The sequence below is a fragment of the Geodermatophilus saharensis genome, from assembly GCF_900188205.1.
Lineage (GTDB): Bacteria > Actinomycetota > Actinomycetes > Mycobacteriales > Geodermatophilaceae > Geodermatophilus > Geodermatophilus saharensis.
The window spans coordinates 520,753-536,233 of sequence record NZ_FZOH01000002.1 but is presented as its reverse complement, the minus strand read 5'-3'; the positions used below and the strand labels follow the sequence as shown (position 1 = coordinate 536,233).

Genomic DNA, 15,481 nt, shown 5'->3' with positions numbered 1-15,481 from the left:
TCTCCGCGTGCGAGGACCTCCCGCGGGCCGTCGGCTACAGCGGGATGTTGCCGTGCGCCCCGCGGCCGGCCGGGGCGGCGGCCAGCGCCTCCACCAGCCGCCGCCGCGTGCGCGAGGGCTCGACCACCTCGTCGACGACGCCGATGGACAGCGCGCGGTCCACCCCGCCGGCGATCCGCTCGTGCTCCTCGGCCAGCCGGGCGTGCAGCGCCTCCCGCTCGCCCGGCGGCACCGCGGCGAGCTTCTTGCGGTGCAGGATCCCCACGGCGGCCTTGGCGCCCATGACGGCCACCTCCGCGCCCGGCCAGGCGAACACCGCCGTGGCGCCCAGCGAGCGGGCGTTCATGGCGATGTAGGCCCCGCCGTAGGCCTTGCGGGTCACCAGCGTCACCCGCGGCACCACCGCCTCGGCGAAGGCGTGCAGCAGCTTGGCGCCGCGGCGCACCACGCCGTCCCACTCCTGGCCCACGCCGGGCAGGTAGCCGGGGACGTCGACGAGCACCACGAGCGGGACGCCGAACGCGTCGCACATCCGCACGAACCGGGCCGCCTTCTCCGCCGACGCGGAGTCCAGGCAGCCACCCAGCCGCAGCGGGTTGTTGGCGACCACGCCCACCGTGCGCCCGGCCAGCCGGCCCAGCGTGGTGACGACGTTGGGCGCCCACCGCGGGTGCAGCTCCAGCCCCGGCCCGTCGAGCACCGCGGCCACCAACGGCCGGACGTCGTAGGCACGGTTGGCCCGCTCGGGCAGCAGCGCGCGCAGGTCGGTGCCGGGCCCGAGCGCGGCCGGGCCGAACGAGCCCTGCGCGGCCAGCAGGCCGACGGCCTGGCGGGCGGTGTCCAGCGCCGCCGCCTCTGAGTCGGTGACCACGTGGACGACGCCGCTGCGGCGGCCGTGGGTGTCGGGCCCGCCGAGGCTCTCCATGTCGACGTCCTCGCCGGTGACGGACCGGACGACGTCGGGGCCGGTGACGAACACCCGACCGGCCGGGCCCATGACCACCAGGTCGGTGAGCGCCGGGCCGTAGGCGGCACCCCCCGCGGCGGGTCCGAGGACCACCGAGACCTGCGGGACCCGCCCGGAGGCGCGGACCATCGCGGCGAACACCTCGCCGACGGCGTGCAGCGCGGTGACGCCCTCGGCCAGCCGGGCGCCGCCGGAGTGCCAGACTCCCACGACCGGCACCCGCTCCCGCAGCGCGGTGTCGATCGCGTCCACGACGTGCCGGCACCCGTCGGCGCCCATCGCCCCGCCCATGACGGTCGCGTCGGTGCAGAAGGCGATGACCGGGCTGCCCGCCACGGTGCCACGGGCGGCCAGGACGCCGGAGGTGTCGCGCGGGGCGAGCAGGCCCAGGGACCCCTCGTCGAGGAGGCGCAGCAGGCGGTCCTCGGGGTCGCGCGGGTCGGGGCTGGGCAGCGTCGGGACGGCGTGCAGCGTGGTCACCAGGGGTCTCCAGAGGCCGGCGCGGGGCCGGACGACGGACCCCCTGCCCCCCGCCACTCGCAGGCTCGCGGCGGGACCCTGCAGGGGGCCGGGGTGGGAACGGGTGGGGGTACGGCTCAGAGGGTCGTGAAGACCAGCGCCAGGTTGTGCCCGCCGAAGCCGAAGGAGTCGTTCACCGCGGCGGTGAGGGTGGCCTTGCGCGGCTCGCGGCGCACGATGTCGAGCGCCTGGACGGCGGCGTCGTCGTCGGGGTCGTCGAGGTTCGCCGTCGCGGGCACCACCTGGTCGCGCAGCGCCAGGACGGTGAACACCGACTCCAGCGCGCCCGCGGCACCGAGCAGGTGGCCGGTCTGGCTCTTGGTCGCCGACACCAGCGTGTGCTCGCCGACCGCGCTGCGGATCGCGGAGGCCTCGGCGGTGTCGCCGACCGGCGTCGAGGTGGCGTGCGCGTTGACGTGGCCGACGTCGGCGGGGGAGAGGCCGGCGTCGCGCAGGGCGGCACCGATGGCGCGGGCGGCGCCCTCGCCCTCGGGGTGCGGCGCGACGAGGTCGTAGCCGTCGGCGGTGGCGCCGGCCCCGGCGAGCCGGGCGTGCAGCGTGGCCCCGCGGGCGCGGGCGGAGTCGGCGCGCTCGAGCACCAGCGCGGCGGCGCCCTCACCGAGGACGAACCCGTCGCGGCCCTTGTCGAACGGCCGGGAGGCGCGCTCGGGCTCGTCGTTGCGCGTGCTCATGGCGCGCATCGCGGCGAACCCGGCCATGGGCAGCGGGTGCACGACGGCCTCCGCGCCGCCGACCAGCACGACGTCGGCGCGGTCGAGGCGCAGCAGGTCCAGCCCCCAGCGGATCGCCTCGGCGCCGGAGGCGCAGGCGCTGACCGGGGCGTGCACGCCCCCGCGGGCGCCCACGGCCAGGCCCACGGCCGCGGCCGGGCCGTTGGGCATGAGCATCGGGATGGTGAAGGGGGAGACCCGCTTGGGTCCCTTGGCCTCCAGCACGTCGTCCTGGCCGAGCAGGGTCATCGCCCCGCCGATGCCGGTGCCGAAGACGACGGCGATGCGCTCGGGTGCGACGCCGGCGTCGGCGGCGCCGGAGGCGGTCCAGGCCTCCTCGGCGGCGATGACCGCGACCTGCTGGCTGCGGTCGAGCCGGCGCGCGCGGACGCGGTCGATCTGCTCGGCGGGGTCGGTGGCCAGGGTCGCGGCGAGCTGGGCGGGGAACTGCTGCACCCAGTCGTCGGTGAGCCGGCGGACCCCCGACCGTCCGGCCAGCAGCGCGTCCCAGGTGCTGGCGACGTCGCCACCCAGCGGCGTGGTGGCTCCGAGGCCGGTGACGACGACGTCGTCGTGCGAACTCATGACGGGTCCTCTCCTGGGGCGTGCGGGCGCGGACGGCCGGGGGACCGGCGTCAGCCCTGGTTCTTCTGGATGTAGCTGATCGCGTCGCCGACGGTCTTGATGTTGCCGAGCTCGTCGTCGGGGATGGCCACGCCGAACTTGTCCTCGACGGCGGTGGCGATCTCGACCATCGACAGGGAGTCGACGTCGAGGTCCTCGGTGAACGACTTCTCCGGGGTGGCGTCGGCGGGGGTGACCCCGGCGACCTCCTCCAGGATCTCGGCCAGACCTGCCTGGATGTCCTCGCTCACGCGGGGGTCCTCTCTCTCGGTGGGGGCGGGGGGATCCCGCCGTCGGTCCCGGGGGTCCGGGGATCTGTGGGACGGCTCAGGGCAGGGTGAGCACCTGGCCGGCGAAGGTCAGGCCCGCTCCGTACCCCAGGACGAGCGCGAGATCACCGCTCTTCGCCTCGCCGGACTCCAGCAGCGCGGTCAGCGCCAGCGGGATCGACGCCGCCGACGTGTTGCCCGACCGCACGATGTCGCGGGCGACGACGACGTCGGGACCCAGGCCCAGCCGCTTGGTCATCGACTCCACGATGCGCAGGTTGGCCTGGTGCGGGGCGAACACGGCGATGTCCTTGGGGCCCACGCCGGCGGCCTCCATCGCCTGCTCCAGCGTCTCGGTGAGCCGCGTGGTGGCCCAGCGGTAGACCGCCTGACCGGCCATGGTCATCGTGCCGGTCCCGGCCGCGATCTCGATGGCGGAGTACTGGTCGCCGTCGCTGCCCCAGGCGACCGGGCCGATGCCGGGCTCCTCGGCGGCGCCCAGGACGGCCGCCCCGGCGCCGTCGGCGAAGATCACCGCGGTGGAGCGGTCGGTCTTGTCGACGACGTCGGTGAGCCGCTCGACGCCGACGACGAGCGCGTTGCGGGCCGATCCGGTGCGGATGGCCGACGAGGCGACCTCCAGCGCGTAGCAGAAACCGGCGCAGCCGGCGTTGAGGTCGAAGGCGCCGGGGCGCGGGATGCCCAGCCGGTGGGCCACCTGCGGGCCGATGCCGGGGATGGGGTGGGTGAGGCTGGCGCTGGCCAGCACGACCAGGTCGACCTCGTCGGGGTCCAGGCCGCTGGCGGCCAGCGCCTTGCCGCCGGCGGCGACGGACATCTCGACCAGCGTCTCGTCCTCGGCGGCCCAGCGGCGCTCGGCGATGCCGACCCGGGTCCGGATCCACTCGTCGTTGGTGTCCATCACCTGGGCGAGCTCGTCGTTGGTCACCCGCCGCCGCGGGCGGTAGGCCCCGAGTCCCAGGACGCGGGCGCCGGGGGCGCCGGCTGCCAGGCGGATGCTCACGCGGGGACCTCCGGGAAGAGACGGGCGAGGGGGGTGCCGGCGTCGACCAGGTCGCCCTCCTGGACCAGCCACTCGGCGAGGACGCCGTCGTAGCCGGCGGAGACGTTGACCTCCTCGCGCCGGCTGCGGATGCAGCCGAGCGGGGTACCGGCGGCCAGCCGGGTGCCCTCGGCGACGTCGGCGGGGCTGACGGTGCCGCGAACGGGGGCGACGACGACCCGCCAGTCGGGTCGGTGCTCGGCCTCGGGCCGGCCGCGGGCGGCGTCGATGAGAGCGCGGGCGCGGTCGAGGTCGCCGGGGCCGGTCAGCGCCAGCACCTCGACACCGGCGTCCTTCCACTCGCGCTTGGCCAGGCCGGCCAGCGCGCCGGCCGGGGGCAGCTCGATGGCGGCGGTGACGCCGAGGTCGCGCATGGTGGCCAGGCAGGCGTCGAAGCGCACCGGGCTGGTCACCTGGCTGACCAGGCGGGACAGCGCCTCGACCCCGGAGTCGACGGCCGCGCCGTCGGCGTTGGACAGCAGCAGCCGGCTGGGGTCGGCCGGCCGCAGCCCGCCCACCAGCGCCTCGAGCTCCTCGCGGGCGGGGGCCATGTAGGCGGTGTGGAAGGCGCCGGCCACCGACAGCGGCACCACCCGCGCCTTCGCCGGCGGCTCGGCCTTCAGCGCGGCCAGCCCCTGCAGCGGCCCGGCGACGACGACCTGCCCGCCCCCGTTGAGGTTCGCCGCGGCCAGCCCGTGCCGCGCCAGGGCGGCCTCGAGCTCGTCGGGCTCGCCGCCGAGCACGGCGGACATGCCGGTCGGGGTGAGCGCGCAGGCCCGGGCCATCGCCCGGCCGCGGACGGCGGTCAGCGCGATCGCCGCCTCGACCGACAGCACGCCGGCCAGTGCGGCGGCGGTGAGCTCGCCGACGCTGTGCCCGGTGATGACGACGTCGCGGCCGGTGTGCGGCGAGTGCGCGACCGGGCCGGGCAGCCCGCCGAGCTCGCGGGCGACGAACAGGCTCATCGCCACCACGAGCGGCTGCGTGACCGCGGTGTCGCGGATCGCCTCGGCGTCGCCGGCGGTGCCGAGGGTCAGCAGGTCGGCGTCGGCGATCGCGCCGGCCCAGCGGAAGAAGGACTCGGCTCCTGGGAGCTCCAGCCACGGGGTGAGCATCCCGGGCTTCTGGGCACCCTGTCCGGGGGCGAGGACGGCCAGCACCTCCTCACCGTGTCAGACGTCGGGGCCCCCCGCGCGCGCAGCCGCCACGAAAGCGGACCGGAACCCTTTGGAGGGTTCCTACAAGACCGACGGCCCAGATGCCCTCCGGAGGCCGTTTCCGTGGTGGGGACCACACTGCCGCACCCGGGCACTTCCGCGGAAGTGCCCGCCGCCTCCTGGTGCACTTCCGCGGAAGTGCCCGCTGCCTCCGTGTGCACTTCCGCGGAAGTGCACGGCGCCTCACCGCCAGAGGCCGCGGCCGCCGTCGAGGTCGGCGAGGGCGAGGGCGACCTGCAGCGTCCAGGCGCCGCGGGGGTCGGTGACCACCTGGCCGGTCAGCTCCGCGGCTCGCTTGAGCCGGTACCGGACGGTGTTCGGGTGCACGAACAGCGCCCGCGCGCTGGCCTCCAGGTTGCCGCCGCCGGCGAGCACCGCGCGCACCGTCTCGAGCACCTCGCCGCCGGCCTCGCGCAGCGGCAGCACCAGCCGCTCGGTCAGCGCGGCGCGGGCCAGCGGGTCGCCGTCGAGCGCCCGCTCGGGCAGCAGGGCGTCGGCGGCGACCGGCCGCGGGGCGCCGGGCCAGGCGCGGGCGGCCCGCAGCCCGGCGAGCGCGGCGGCGGCCGACCCGCCGGCGGCGCTGAGCCGGTCGACGACGGGGCCGAGCACCACCGGGCCGGGGGCGAACTCCTCGCCCACCCGGCGGGCGGCGGCGGCGACGTCGTCGGCGCCGCCGAGGACGACGACCAGCTGCTCGGCGTGCACCCCGACGAGCACCTCGCAGCCCTGGGAGCGGGCGGCCCGGCGGACGGCGGCGTGCGTGTCGCCGTCGGCCGGCGCGGCGCCGACCAGCACGGTGACCGGCGCGGTCCCCGCCCAGCCCAGCGCCGCGGCCCTGCCCGGCAGCTCCTCGGTGCGCTCGCCGCGGACCAGGGCGTCGACGACGAGCGCCTCCAGCCGGGCGTCCCAGGCGCCGCGGTTCTCGGCGAAGCTGGCGTAGACGTGCGCGGTGGCGAAGGCGACCTCGCGGCTGAACTGCAGCACCGCCACGCGCAGCGCCACGACGTCGCCGGGCTCGGCCACCGACTCGACGTGGTCGTCCATCACCTCGACGGTGAGCTTGACCAGGTCGACGGTCTGCTTGAGCGGCACCGCGCGGACCAGGTCGCGGGGGGCGGCGCCGAACACCTCGCCGGTCAGCCGGGGCGGGCGGCCGGGGTTGCGGCACCACTCCACCAGCGAGGCGATGCCGGCCTGGGCGACGAGCATGACCCACGAGCGCTGGTCGGCGGGCATGGTGCGGAACCAGGGCAGGTCGTCGTCCATCCGGGCGACGGCGCGGGTGGCGATGGCCCCGGAGGCGCGCTCCAGTCGCCGCAGCGTCTCGGCGGACGGTGGGCGGTCGTGTCCCCGGTCGGCCACGGCGGTCAGCGTGTCACGGCCGGTGGTGTCGGGGAGAGTGGGGGAGTGCTGCCGTCCGCCGTCCGCAGGGGCCCCCGCCGGGTCCTGACCGCGATCGGGAGCGGGCTGGCCGTGCTCGGCGTGCTCGGCGCCGGTGTGGTCACCGACTTCCCCCCGCAGGTGCGCCTCGACGACGCGCTCAGCAGCGCACTGTATGCCGGCGACGACCGCTCGCCGCTGGTGGGCGGGCTGCTGGAGGTCCTCACCACCCCGGGCGTGACCTGGTTCCGCGTGCTGGTGTTCCTGCCGGTGCTGGTCTGGCTGGTGGCGCGGCGGGCGTGGCGCACGGTGCTGTGGGTGGTCGTGGCGATCACCGGCGTCGGCCCGCTCACGACGGCGCTCAAGGACCTCGCCGGCCGCGCCCGCCCGGCGTACGAGAACGGCGGCCTGCACCACGAGGGGCTGAGCTACCCCAGCGGGCACTCCTCGGGGATCGCCACGCTGGTCACCGTCGCGCTCGTCCTCGCCTGGCCCGTGCTCACCGCGGGCGGGCGCCGGGCGGCGGTGGCGGCCGGGGTCGCGCTGGCCGTGCTGGTCGGCCTCACCCGCGTGTGGCTGGGCGTGCACTACCCCTCCGACGTCGTCGGCGGGCTGGCCCTCGGCGTGGCGTGGTCGCTGGCCGTGGCGCTGGTGCTCGGCGGACTGCCCGGCCGGGCGGGTGCGCTGCCCGAGCGCGCTGCGGCGGGAACCCGCTCGTGACCGGCCTCGTGGGGGAGACCCTCCTCGAGCCCGGCGACGGCGCGCTCGGCCCGCTGCTGCGGGTCACCCTCGACCGGCTCGAGCCCGGCGCCGGCTACGGCGTGCACGCGCACCGCGGCGTCGACGTCGTGGTGGTCGTGCTCGCCGGGTCGGTCACCCACCGGTGGGGGGACGGCGCGGAGCTGCGCGCCGGGGACGTCGGCGTGCTGCGCGCCGGGCGCGGCCTCGACCACGACGAGGTCGCCGGCCCCGCGGGCGCGCGGGTGCTGCAGAGTCACCTCCGGGCGGCCGACCCGGGCGCGGCGCCGGCCCACGAGGTGCGGCCGGCGCCGCGCGGCTGGGTCGACCTCGGCCGCCCCGACGCCCGGCTGTGGCTGGGAGACCAGGACGACGGCGCGGCGGTGCCCGACGGCGTCGTGCTGCGCCCCGGCGGGGGGACGGTCGTCGTCTGGCAGGTCGACGCCGCCCGTCCCGCCTGGGCGCGCTGACCGGGGCCCTCCCGGAGGAGGACCCCGGTCGGCGGGTCAGGGAGCGCAGAGCTCCGGCGGGACGCTGGCGTTGCAGGTGTTGTCCTCGAACTCGACGTCGCCCACGTCCCCGAGCGGGCCGAAGCCCGTCGCGCTCAGCAGCACGTCGACGGGCACGTTGCCGGTGATCGTGTTCCGGACGACCTCGATGTCGTCGGCGGGGCCGGGGTCGATGCCCAGCGAGTTGTTGAACGGCGGCAGCGTCACGAGGACGACGCCGCCGGCGGGGAACTGCAGCGACGCGGGGTCGACCGACGGGACGTTGTCGTGGATCTGGTTGTCCTCCAGCGACACGGAGTCGGCGTTCACCACGCCGACCCCGGTCCCGGAGACGCGCAGCGACGCCTCGACCTCGCCGACGCCGGCCAGGCAGAACCGGTCGTTGCCGGTCACCTCGTTCGACCACAGCTGCCAGTCCCCGCCCTCGACCTGCCGGGTGGCGTCGGGGATCTCGGTGAGGGCGTCGTCGAAGACGAGGATGCCGACGCAGTTGCCGGACACGTGGTTGTCCCGGATGACGCCGCTGCGGGACTCCCGGGCGAAGACGCCCAGGTTGTAGCCCTGGACGTCGTTGGCCACGACGTCGGCGTAGGACAGGTCGGAGTCGGTGATCCCGATGCCGGCCGTGCCGCTGTTGGGCGACTCGGGCGTGCCGCGGTCGAGCCCCTGGAGGGTGTTCCGGGAGATCCGCGTGTGGGTGGAGTCGGCGGCCAGGATGCCGTAGCGCTCGTGGGCGTTCGCCGCGGTCTGGCGCACCCGGAAGTCGTCGGCGCCCCAGGCGGCGATGCCGTTGGCCGGGTGGTTCCAGGTGGACAGGTCGCGCACCCGGACCTGGCCGTCCGGGTTCAGGAAGAACAGGCCGGAGACGTCGTCGGCCAGCGTGTCGGGGTCCGACTCCGGGTCGGCGCCGTTCTGGGCCTCCCAGCAGGGGGTGGACGCCACGTCCGGCAACTGGTCGGGCGTGGTCCACTCGTCCCAGACGATGCGGGTGCCGTCGTCGCCGCGCCCGGCGCCGATGATCGTGAGGCCCTTGCCGTCGACGCAGACGGCCTCGTGGTACTCGCCCGCCTCGATCCGGATCGTGTCGCCGGACTCTGCCGCGTCGACGGCCGCCTGGATCGACTCGCCCTCGTGGACGACCCAGGTGCCACCACCGCCCGACCCCCCGCCGCCGCCCCCGTCGGCCGCGGCGAGGCCGGCCGGGAGGGCGGTGAAGGCGAGGACGGCCGACGCGGTGATCGTCAGCCCGCGGGTGACTCCCGGTGCCCGCAGGGGCCCGGCTGTGCGCGAGTGCTGCATGTGTCCTCCCGGTGGGGGCGCGCCCGAGTGCCCGGGCGCCCACCGCAACGATGGGGAGGTGGGGCGGATGGGGCCAGCGACACGGCAGCGACGGGGGTGACCTCATACCCGGGTCGGGTGGTATTCCGACCCGGGTCGTGCCCCGCGGACGGCTGCCACTCCCCTCGCCGGGGCACCGGAGGGAGGCGTCCGGCACACTGCCCGCGCCGCATCCTTCCCCCCGTCCTCGCGAGGAGCACCGCTTCCATGACCACCAGTGACGGCCGCGAGGACCTCCTCGCCGGCCTGACCTTCCCGCCCGGGTTCGTCTTCGGCGCCGCCACCGCGGCCTACCAGATCGAGGGCGCGGTGCACGAGGACGGCCGGGGCCCGTCGATCTGGGACACCTTCAGCCACACCCCCGGCCGTGTCGAGCGCGGCGACACCGGCGACGTCGCCTGCGACCACTACCACCGCTACCGCGACGACGTGGCGCTGATGGGCGACCTCGGGCTGTCGGCGTACCGGTTCTCGGTGGCGTGGCCGCGGGTGCTGCCCGAGGGTGCCGGCCGGGTGGAGCAGCGCGGCCTGGACTTCTACCGGCGGCTGGTCGACGAGCTGCTCGGTGCCGGCATCGACCCGTGGCTGACGCTGTACCACTGGGACCTGCCGCAGGCGCTGCAGGACCGCGGCGGCTGGACCGACCGGGACACCGCCGCCCGCTTCGCCGACTACGCCGCCGTCGTCGTCGACGCGCTCGGGGACCGGGTGCGGCACTGGTCGACGCTCAACGAGCCGATGGTCAGCTCCCTGCTCGGCCACATGGCCGGGGTGCACGCCCCCGGCGTGCAGGACCCGGTCGCGGCCTCCCGCGCCGTGCACCACCTGCTGCTCGGCCACGGCCTGGCCGCCGGGCGGCTGCGCGAGGCCGGTGTCGGCTCGCTGGGCATCACGCTCAACTTCACCCCGATGCACCCGGCCACCGACTCGCCCGCCGACCGCGACGCCGCCCGCCGCCTCGACGGCCAGCAGAACCGCATGTTCCTCGAGCCGGTCGTCTCCGGCGCCTACCCCGCCGACGTCGTCGAGGACCTCGCGGCCGCCGGTGCGCCGCTGCCGGTGCAGGACGGCGACCTGCAGGCCATCGCCGCGCCGCTGGACTGGCTGGGGGTCAACTACTACTTCGAGGAGACCGTGCGGGCCGGGGAGCGGCCGGCCGACAAGCCGCCCACGTCGTTCATCGGCGGCGAGCAGGTCGTCGAGCTCGACCCCGAGGGGCCGACGACCACCATGGGCTGGGGCATCAGCCCGGGGGCGTTCACCGACCTGCTGCTGTGGCTCGGGGAGAAGGCGCCGGGCCTGCCGCTGGTGGTCACGGAGAACGGCTCGGCCTGGGACGACGAGGTCGACGCCGAGGGCGCGGTGCGCGACCCGCAGCGGGTCGACTTCCTGCTGCGCCACCTGGCCGCCGTGGGCACGGCGATCGAGCGGGGCGCGCCGGTGCGCGGCTACTTCGCCTGGTCGCTGCTGGACAACTTCGAGTGGGCCCGCGGCTACGGGCAGCGCTTCGGCCTGGTGCACGTCGACTACGACACCCAGCGGCGGACGGTGAAGGACAGCGGCCGCGTCTACGCCGAGGTGCTGCGCCGCCACCGCGACCGCGGCTGACGGGGCCTCAGACCAGCGCGACGACGTCGGCCGCGCAGCCCCAGGAGAGGGTGACGCCCGCGCCGCCGTGGCCGTAGCAGGCCACCACCGGCCGGCCCGCCGGCTCGACCCGCTCGAGCCGCACGGTGGGCCGGCCGGGCCGCAGCCCGGCCGCCCGGGACAGCACCGGCGCGTGGCGCAGCTCGGGCACCAGCGCCCGGGCCCGCGCCAGGACGGCGGCCTCGACGTCGGGGTCGGGGTCGGTGCCGGTGGCGCCCTCGACCGCGGTGCCGCCGCAGACGACGTCGCGCCCGCGGGGCACCACGTAGGTCAGCCCCGCGGGCCCGTCCTCGTCGAGCACCCAGCCGGTCAGGCCGGGGTCGGCCACCCGCACCACCTGCCCCTGCACCGGGACGCCGGTGCCGTCGCCGAGCAGCGGGCCCGAGGCCAGCCCCGCGGCCACCACGACCGCGTCGCCGGGGACGTCCTCGACCCGGGCGACCCGCTCGCGGACGACCTCCACCCCGGCGGAGCGCACGACGTCGGCCAGCCAGGGCAGGTAGCGGCCGGTGTCGACCACCGGCAGCGTGCAGCGGGTGCCGGCGGCGACCCCGGGCGGCAGCTCCGCCGGGGTCGCCGGGCGGACGCCGGGCACGCCCGGTGCCCACCACGGGTCCGGCTCGGGGGTGCGGTGCACCACGGTGCCCGGCCGCAGGGTCACCCCCGTGACGGGGTCGCCGGCGAGCGCGGTGAAGGCGGTCCGGGACACCGCACCCCAGCGCAGCACCGCGTCGGCCGGCGCCGCCCGGTAGGGGAACCACAGCGCCGCGGCCACCGCCGAGGTCGTCGCCTCCGGCGGGTCGGCGGCGTGCAGCCGCACCCGGTGCCCGGTCCGCGCCAGCTCCAGGGCGCAGGTCAGGCCGATCACCCCGCCGCCGACGACGGCGACCCGCAGTCCCGGGCCGCCGCCGCCGACGGTGCTCACGCGGGACTCACGTGGCCGGGCTGGGGTCCGAGCGCTCGTCGGCCGGCGCGGCCTGCACGTCGCGGATCCGGTACCGCTCGACCGCCTCGCGCACCTTCGCCCGGTCGATCTCGCCCCGGTCGGCCAGCGCGCCGAGGGTGCGGACGACGACCGACTCGGCGTCGACGTGGAAGTGCCGCCGCAGCGCCGGGCGGGTGTCGGACAGGCCGAACCCGTCGGTGCCCAGCGTCGCCATCCCGCCGGGGACGTAGGGCGCGATGAGGTCGGGCACCGACCGCATCCAGTCGGAGACCGCGACCACCGGACCGTCGGTGCCCCGCAGCCGCTCGGTCACGTACGGGACCTGCGGCTCCTCCTCCGGGTGCAGGAAGTTGCGCTCGCTGACCTCGTCGGCCTGGCGGCGCAGCTCGGTCCAGGAGGTCACCGACCACACGTCGGCCACCACGCCCCAGTCCTCGCGCAGCAGCTCCTGGGCGCGCAGCGCCCACGGGACCGCCACCCCGCTGGCGAGCACCTGCGCCCGCGGGCCCTCGCCCTGGCCCGGCGCGTACAGGTACATGCCGGCCAGCAGGCCCTGCACGTCGAGGCCCTCGGGCTCGGCGGGCTGGTTGTAGGGCTCGTTGTAGACGGTCAGGTAGTACATGACGTCGGGACTGCGGTGCCCGCCCAGCGGGGCGCCCGGGTCCTCGCCGTACATGCGCACCAGCGCGTCGCGGGTGATGTGCCCGACCTCGTAGGAGAACGCGGGGTCGTAGGACACCACCGCCGGGTTGGTGTGCGCCAGCAGCAGCGAGTGGCCGTCCTCGTGCTGCAGGCCCTCGCCGTTGAGCGTCGTCCGGCCGGCGGTGGCGCCGAGGACGAAGCCGCGGGTCATCTGGTCGGCGGCGGCCCAGAACGAGTCACCGGTCCGCTGGAACCCGAACATCGAGTAGAAGATGTAGATCGGGATCATCGGCTCGCCGTGCGTGGCGTACGACGTGCCGGCGGCGGTGAACGACGCCGTGGACCCGGCCTCGTTGATGCCCTCGTGCAGGATCTGGCCCTGCTCGGACTCGCGGTAGGCCAGCATCAGCTCGCGGTCGACCGAGGTGTAGCGCTGCCCGCCCGGGTTGTAGATCTTCTGCGACGGGAAGAGGGAGTCCATCCCGAAGGTGCGGGCCTCGTCGGGGATGATCGGCACGAAGCGCGGGCCGAGCTCCTTGTCCTTGAGCAGCTCCTTGAGCAGGCGGACGAACGCCATCGTCGTCGCCACCTCCTGCTTGCCCGAGCCGCGCCGCAGGACGTCGAGGGCCTTGTCGTCGGGCGCCTTGAGCGTCTTGAACTCCGCCCGGCGCCGCGGCACCGCACCGCCCAGGGCCCGCCGCCGCTCGAGCATGTACTGCATCTCGTCGGAGTCGGGGTCGGGCTTGTAGTAGGGCGGCAGGGTCTTGTCCAGCGCCTCGTCGGGGATGGGCAGGTAGAGCCGGTCGCGGAAGGCCGCGAGGTCCTCGGCGGTCAGCTTCTTCATCTGGTGGGTGGAGTTGCGGCCCTCGAAGTGGCTGCCCAGCGTCCAGCCCTTGATGGTCTTGGCGAGGATGACCGTCGGCTGGCCCCTGTGCTCCACCGCCGCCTTGAACGCCGCGTAGACCTTGCGGTAGTCGTGCCCGCCGCGGGAGAGGTCCCAGACCTCCTTGTCGCTCATGTTCTCCACGAGCTTGCGCGTGCGCGGGTCACGGCCGAAGAAGTGCTCGCGCACGTAGGCGCCGTCCTCGGCCTTGTAGGTCTGGTAGTCGCCGTCGGGCGTCTGGTTCATGAGGTTGACCAGCGCGCCGTCGCGGTCGGCGGCCAGCAGCGGGTCCCACTCCCGGCCCCAGATCACCTTGATGACGTTCCAGCCGGCGCCGCGGAAGAACGACTCCAGCTCCTGGATGACCTTGCCGTTGCCGCGCACCGGGCCGTCGAGCCGCTGCAGGTTGCAGTTGACGACGAAGGTGAGGTTGTCCAGCTCCTCGCGGGCGGCCAGGCCGATCAGGCCCAGCGACTCCGGCTCGTCCATCTCGCCGTCGCCGAGGAACGCCCAGACGTGCTGGTCGGAGGTGTCCTTGATGCCGCGGCTGTGCAGGTAGCGGTTGAAGCGGGCCTGGTAGATCGCGTTCATGGGACCGAGGCCCATGGAGACGCTGGGGAACTCCCAGAAGTCCGGCATCAGCCGCGGGTGGGGGTAGGACGACAGCCCGCCGCCGGGGTGGCTGACCTCCTGCCGGAACCCGTCGAGCTGGTGCTCGGTCAGCCGGCCCTCGAGGAAGGCGCGGGCGTAGATGCCGGGGGAGGCGTGCCCCTGGAACCAGATCTGGTCGCCGCCGCCGGGGTGGTCCTTGCCGCGGAAGAAGTGGTTGAAGCCGACCTCGTAGAGGGAGGCGGAGGAGGCGTAGGAGGAGATGTGGCCGCCGACGGCGATCCCCGGCCGCTGCGCGCGGTGGACCATGATCGCGGCGTTCCACCGGATGTAGGCGCGGATCCGCCGCTCGGTGTCCTCGTCGCCGGGGAAGTACGGCTCGCGCTCGGGCGGGATCGTGTTGATGTAGTCGGTGCTGCGGAGGGCCGGGACGCCGACCTGCTGCTCACGGCTGCGCTGCAGCATCTTGAGCATGAGGTAGCGGGCGCGCCCGCGGCCTGCGTGCTCGACGACGCTGTCGAGCGACTCCACCCACTCCTGGGTCTCGTCGGGATCGGTGTCGACCAGCTGACTGGGGAGCCCGTCGGTGATGACCGCGCGGGGCTGGCCGGCGTCGCGGGTGGGGTCGCCACCCTGCTGCGGTGAGCTCATGTCCCCATCGTCTCGCGTCCGGCGCCCCGGCGTCACGCGAGGAGGCCGGTCGGGTCCCCGCCGCGCCCCGGACGGGCCCGCGTGGCGTCCCGCGGACGTCTTGCGCCTGACCAGGCATGCCCTACGCTCCTGCCCACGCGGACCGACGCCGTCGGCGCCGCACGTGCGGGTTCGAGGGGGGTGACATGACCAGGCTGCGGGTGCCCTCCCCGCCGGTCGTGTCCGCCGTCGGCCCGTGCCGTCCCCCCGCGCCGGAGAGCCGGCGTCGTGTGCCCGCCGCTCCCCGGCCGGCACCCCACGGAGCTTCGGAGGAACAGCAGGGATGAGCGTCGACTCGGGCAGCGCCAGCATGGCGGCCCGGCTGGGCATCAAGCCGGGCATGGTCGTGCAGGAGCTCGGCTGGGACGAGGACGCCGACGAGGACCTGCGCGACTCCATCGTGGAGGCCTGCGGCAGTGACATGGTCGACGAGGACACCGACGAGGTGGCCGACGTCGTCCTGCTGTGGTGGCGCGAGGACGACGGCGACCTCGTCGACGCGCTGGTCGACGCCATCGCCTCGCTGGCCGACGACGGCGTCGTCTGGCTGCTGGTGCCCAAGTCCGGGCGCCCCGGTCACGTCGAGCCCGGCGACGTCACCGAGGCCGCGCCCACCGCCGGCCTGGCCCAGACCAGCAGCATCTCCGCGGCCAAGGACTGGTCGGGCATCCGGCTGGTCACCCCGAAGACGGCGCGCACCCGCCGATGA

The 15,481-nt window shown here is 75.8% G+C and carries 13 protein-coding genes; 4 read left to right on the top strand and 9 right to left on the bottom strand.

Annotation, left to right across the window (positions count from 1 at the left end):
- Positions 1-34: 34 nt before the first annotated feature.
- The 6 genes from CHC04_RS06850 to CHC04_RS06825 all read right to left on the bottom strand — a co-directional run bounded on the left by CHC04_RS06850 (position 35) and on the right by CHC04_RS06825 (position 6,752).
- Positions 35-1,447, bottom strand: coding sequence for an acyl-CoA carboxylase subunit beta (locus tag CHC04_RS06850; RefSeq protein ID WP_089403105.1), 1,413 nt, complete (start codon positions 1,445-1,447; stop codon positions 35-37).
- A 116-nt stretch (positions 1,448-1,563) separates the two neighbouring features.
- Positions 1,564-2,802: a beta-ketoacyl-[acyl-carrier-protein] synthase family protein gene (locus CHC04_RS06845; RefSeq protein ID WP_089403104.1), complete on the bottom strand. Its 1,239-nt coding sequence runs from the start codon at positions 2,800-2,802 to the stop codon at positions 1,564-1,566.
- 50 nt (positions 2,803-2,852) lie between these two features.
- The gene (locus CHC04_RS06840) at positions 2,853-3,092 is read right to left on the bottom strand and encodes an acyl carrier protein (RefSeq protein ID WP_089403103.1); all 240 of its coding nucleotides are present in this window, start codon (positions 3,090-3,092) and stop codon (positions 2,853-2,855) included.
- A 76-nt stretch (positions 3,093-3,168) separates the two neighbouring features.
- Positions 3,169-4,134 carry a beta-ketoacyl-ACP synthase III gene (locus tag CHC04_RS06835; protein WP_217897203.1) on the bottom strand — a complete coding sequence of 322 codons (966 nt, stop codon included), beginning with the start codon at positions 4,132-4,134 and terminating at the stop codon, positions 3,169-3,171.
- Positions 4,131-5,333, bottom strand: coding sequence for an acyltransferase domain-containing protein (locus CHC04_RS06830; protein ID WP_089403102.1), 1,203 nt, complete (start codon positions 5,331-5,333; stop codon positions 4,131-4,133). The genes CHC04_RS06835 and CHC04_RS06830 overlap by 4 nt, the downstream gene beginning before the upstream one ends.
- A 240-nt stretch (positions 5,334-5,573) precedes the next feature.
- Positions 5,574-6,752 carry a PucR family transcriptional regulator gene (locus CHC04_RS06825; RefSeq protein ID WP_176449847.1) on the bottom strand — a complete coding sequence of 393 codons (1,179 nt, stop codon included), beginning with the start codon at positions 6,750-6,752 and terminating at the stop codon, positions 5,574-5,576.
- A gap of 45 nt (positions 6,753-6,797) precedes the next feature.
- On the opposite strand from CHC04_RS06825, the gene CHC04_RS25200 reads away from it, so the two are divergent.
- Positions 6,798-7,490, top strand: a complete 693-nt coding sequence (locus tag CHC04_RS25200; protein WP_281252198.1) for a phosphatase PAP2 family protein — start codon at positions 6,798-6,800, stop codon at positions 7,488-7,490.
- Positions 7,487-7,978 carry a pirin family protein gene (locus CHC04_RS06815; protein WP_089403101.1) on the top strand — a complete coding sequence of 164 codons (492 nt, stop codon included), beginning with the start codon at positions 7,487-7,489 and terminating at the stop codon, positions 7,976-7,978. Before CHC04_RS25200 ends, CHC04_RS06815 begins: the two co-directional genes overlap by 4 nt.
- Positions 7,979-8,014: 36 nt before the next feature.
- Here CHC04_RS06815 and CHC04_RS06810 read toward each other — a convergent pair whose 3' ends face one another.
- Positions 8,015-9,316, bottom strand: coding sequence for a right-handed parallel beta-helix repeat-containing protein (locus CHC04_RS06810; protein ID WP_089403100.1), 1,302 nt, complete (start codon positions 9,314-9,316; stop codon positions 8,015-8,017).
- A 246-nt stretch (positions 9,317-9,562) separates the two neighbouring features.
- Between CHC04_RS06810 and CHC04_RS06805 the strand changes: the two genes are divergently transcribed.
- Positions 9,563-10,963: a GH1 family beta-glucosidase gene (locus tag CHC04_RS06805; RefSeq protein ID WP_089403099.1), complete on the top strand. Its 1,401-nt coding sequence runs from the start codon at positions 9,563-9,565 to the stop codon at positions 10,961-10,963.
- Between the two features lie 7 nt (positions 10,964-10,970).
- Here the strand turns inward: CHC04_RS06805 and CHC04_RS06800 are convergent, their stop codons facing one another.
- Both CHC04_RS06800 and aceE read right to left on the bottom strand, forming a co-directional pair.
- Positions 10,971-11,927: an FAD-dependent oxidoreductase gene (locus CHC04_RS06800; RefSeq protein ID WP_245817035.1), complete on the bottom strand. Its 957-nt coding sequence runs from the start codon at positions 11,925-11,927 to the stop codon at positions 10,971-10,973.
- A 7-nt stretch (positions 11,928-11,934) separates the two neighbouring features.
- The gene (gene aceE, locus CHC04_RS06795; RefSeq protein WP_089403098.1) at positions 11,935-14,733 is read right to left on the bottom strand and encodes a pyruvate dehydrogenase (acetyl-transferring), homodimeric type; all 2,799 of its coding nucleotides are present in this window, start codon (positions 14,731-14,733) and stop codon (positions 11,935-11,937) included.
- A gap of 322 nt (positions 14,734-15,055) precedes the next feature.
- On the opposite strand from aceE, the gene CHC04_RS06790 reads away from it, so the two are divergent.
- Positions 15,056-15,481: a DUF3052 domain-containing protein gene (locus CHC04_RS06790; protein ID WP_089403097.1), complete on the top strand. Its 426-nt coding sequence runs from the start codon at positions 15,056-15,058 to the stop codon at positions 15,479-15,481.

What these genes read in the sequence shown, in the direction of transcription:
- CHC04_RS06790 (WP_089403097.1), top strand. Translation starts at nt 15,056, where the DNA reads ATGAGCGTCGACTCGGGCAGCGCCAGCATGGCGGCCCGGCTGGGCATC.
- CHC04_RS06845 (WP_089403104.1), bottom strand. Translation starts at nt 2,802, where the DNA reads ATGAGTTCGCACGACGACGTCGTCGTCACCGGCCTCGGAGCCACCACG.
- CHC04_RS06810 (WP_089403100.1), bottom strand. Translation starts at nt 9,316, where the DNA reads ATGCAGCACTCGCGCACAGCCGGGCCCCTGCGGGCACCGGGAGTCACC.
- aceE (WP_089403098.1), bottom strand. Translation starts at nt 14,733, where the DNA reads ATGAGCTCACCGCAGCAGGGTGGCGACCCCACCCGCGACGCCGGCCAG.
- CHC04_RS06805 (WP_089403099.1), top strand. Translation starts at nt 9,563, where the DNA reads ATGACCACCAGTGACGGCCGCGAGGACCTCCTCGCCGGCCTGACCTTC.